Annotated in this window: 3 protein-coding genes; all 3 read right to left on the minus strand. The window is 62.7% G+C overall.

Going from position 1 to position 2704, the window contains the following annotated elements; all coding sequences use genetic code 11:
* Window positions 1-608 precede the first annotated feature (608 nt).
* The 3 genes from spoVAE to spoVAC are packed head-to-tail and all read right to left on the minus strand — an operon-like array spanning window position 609 to window position 2468.
* On the minus strand, window positions 609-959 hold the full coding sequence (gene spoVAE, locus C6W55_RS00015) for a stage V sporulation protein AE (RefSeq protein WP_015255289.1): 351 nt from the start codon (window positions 957-959) through the stop codon (window positions 609-611).
* 1 nt (window position 960) lies between these two features.
* Entirely contained in the window at window positions 961-1974 is a 1014-nt protein-coding gene (spoVAD, locus tag C6W55_RS00020; protein WP_015255290.1) for a stage V sporulation protein AD, read from the minus strand.
* A 2-nt stretch (window positions 1975-1976) separates the two neighbouring features.
* Window positions 1977-2468, minus strand: coding sequence for a stage V sporulation protein AC (gene spoVAC, locus C6W55_RS00025; RefSeq protein WP_015255291.1), 492 nt, complete (start codon window positions 2466-2468; stop codon window positions 1977-1979).
* Window positions 2469-2704 lie beyond the last annotated feature (236 nt).

Below are 2704 nucleotides of genomic sequence, written 5' to 3' on the forward strand. Positions count from 1 at the left end.
TCCACACCGGGGGCTCCTCCGTTCTGCACCACTCTCCTGTAAGCCTTCAAGAGGTTCTCCCTTTCCAGCATCTTCTCCAGCAGGTCGTCCTGTGCTTTGCGAGAGGAAGGGGCGATTTGTGCCGGCAGCGGACTCGGCGCTTGCGTCTCCCTTGCGGCTTCACCGCTACCTCCCGCTGGCAGCCCTCTTGCGAGGTATTCTGCTGTCTGCGCCCGTCGCGCGAACGCATCGGTTTCCTCTCTCCTTTCGGCTTAAGCCCTTCCGCTTTCCTTACGTCCCGTACTCGCGTACTATGGCCTCTGCTGACTCCTGCGGATTCAGCGCAGCCTCCCGGCTGCGGTTACGAAGTGACTTCGCGTATTCCGCAGGCCTCCCCGGATAAGCGCGTCATCTGTCTGCCCGCGACCACTGGAGTTTACAGGATTAGCCCTTGGCGGCTTTGGAGTTTGCCTTAAGGCTTCCTTCAGATTCGGCCTCGCGACCGACACCCTTGCCCTCGGCTAATGGCAGGCGCTCGCCAGCCCCCATTCCGGACTTTCACCGTAGAGATGACGCCCATGCCGGGCGTACCACAAGTTGAAGGCTGCTCGATTCGAGCAGCCTTCCTTTCAACCCTTCGGCCTGACGACCAGCGCAGCCAGAAACGAGAAGATGATCGCCGCCGATATGCCCGAGCTCGTCACTTTGAACATGCCCGTGATGACGCCGAGCGGCCCGGTGTTCTGCAGCTCGGTCAGCGCGCCGTGGACGAGGGCGTTGCCGAAGCTCGTAATCGGGACAGTTGCCCCCGCTCCGGCAAACTCGATGAGCGGCTCGTACCAGCCCAGGGCGTCCGCGATCGCCCCGATCACCACCAGCGTCGACATGGTGTGCGCCGGCGTCAGCTTGAGGACGTCGAACATGAGCTGCCCGAGGACGCAGATGCCGCCTCCGACGATGAAAGCCCACAAGTACTGCATATCAGGCGTCTCCCCTTTCGATGGCGACCGCGTGCGCGATGCACGGAATGGTCTCGCCCTGCTGATAGGACAGCGGCGAGAGCAACGCTCCGGTGGCGACGACGAGGATGCGCTTCAGTTCGCCGCGCTGCAGCCGTTTCAGCAGATGGCCGTAGGCGACGACCGCCGAGCAGGCGCACCCGCTGCCGCCGGCCTGCACTTTCTGGCGCTCGATGTCGTAGATCATCAGCCCGCAATCGCTGAATACCGTATCCTGCATTGGCACGCCGTCCCGCGCGAACAGGTCGACGGCGATGCGGTGCCCGACGGTCGCGAGATCGCCGGTCACGATCACGTCGTAATCGGCCGGCATCCGCCCCGTGTCGTTGAAGTGCGTCTGGATCGTGTCGACGGCGGCTGGCGCCATCGCCGCGCCCATGTTGAACGGATCGGAGATGCCGAGGTCGACGATCTTGCCGATCGTCGCGCAAGTGATGACGGGGCCGCTGCCCGAAGCGGCGACGACGGCCGCGCCGGCGCCGGTCACCGTGTACTGGGCGGTCGGCGGCTTCTGCGAACCGTATTCGGTCGGGTAACGGAACTGTTTTTCCGCTGTACAGTTATGGCTGCACGTACCCGCCATCGCATACTCCGCCGTGCCGGAATTGACGAGGTGCGCCGCGAGTGCCAGCGACTGCATCGACGTCGAGCAGGCACCGAAGACGCCGATGTACGGCAGGCCGAGGTCCCGCGCGGTGAAGCTGTTGCTGATCAGCTGGTTCAGCAGGTCGCCGCCGATGTAGAACTGCACCTGATCTTTCCGGATGCCCGCGTTCTTGATCGCGAAGTCGGAAGCCTGTTCGAGCAGGAGCCGCTCCGCTTTTTCCCAGCTTTTCTGGTTCAGATCGAGCTCGGCGTGGACAAGGTCGAAGTCGGCCGCGAGCGGCCCCGCGCCTTCGTCCGGGCCGACGACGGTTCCCGTGCCGATGATGACGGGCCGGTTCTCGAACCACCAGGTCTGCTTGCCGCGCAGCATGTTCAGTGCCCCCTGAGCCCGAAGATGACGTGGATCAGCCCGATGACGAATGCGGCGACCGTGCCGTATACGATAACCGATCCGGCAAGCTTGAACATGTTGCCGCCGACCCCGAGCACGAGCCCTTCGGCGCGGTGTTCCAGTGCCGCCGAGCACATCGAGTTGGCGAAGCCCGTCACCGGCACGGCAGAGCCCGCGCCCGCCCATTGCGCGATCTTGTCATACACGCCGAAGCAGGTCAGCAGCACCGAGATGAAAATGAGCGTCGCGACGGTCGGGTTGCTGGCCTGCATGGACGACAGTTTCATCCAGGACATGTAGCCGTTCTGGATCGCCTGGCCGAGCACGCAGATCAGGCCGCCCGAAACGAACGCCCGAACGCAGTTTTGCAGAACGGAACGGGAAGGTTCGCGCTGCTTCGCGAACGTCTTGTACTCTTTCGACGACATCGACATCGGCTTGAATTTGCCTTTCCCGGCGGTTCTGGTCGCCACTTGACGAACCCTCCTGTCACTTACGATCTTACGCCTTACATTGTTTGCCGATTCGACACGCGTTATGCCTCCCGAAAGCCGCCTCCGCTCCGCCGCAAGACCCTTCCGAGCTAGAGTAAAGGGCTGGGGATTCCAGCCCCTCCTCATCAAACCGTACGTGAGGTTTTCCCTCATACGGCTTTCCGATGTTCGTCATTCATGTGCATGCAACTAGCAGAGCTTCTTTAGTCCACAGA

The sequence above is a fragment of the Thermobacillus sp. genome (assembly GCF_003390775.1).
Taxonomy (GTDB): domain Bacteria; phylum Bacillota; class Bacilli; order Paenibacillales; family Paenibacillaceae; genus Thermobacillus; species Thermobacillus xylanilyticus.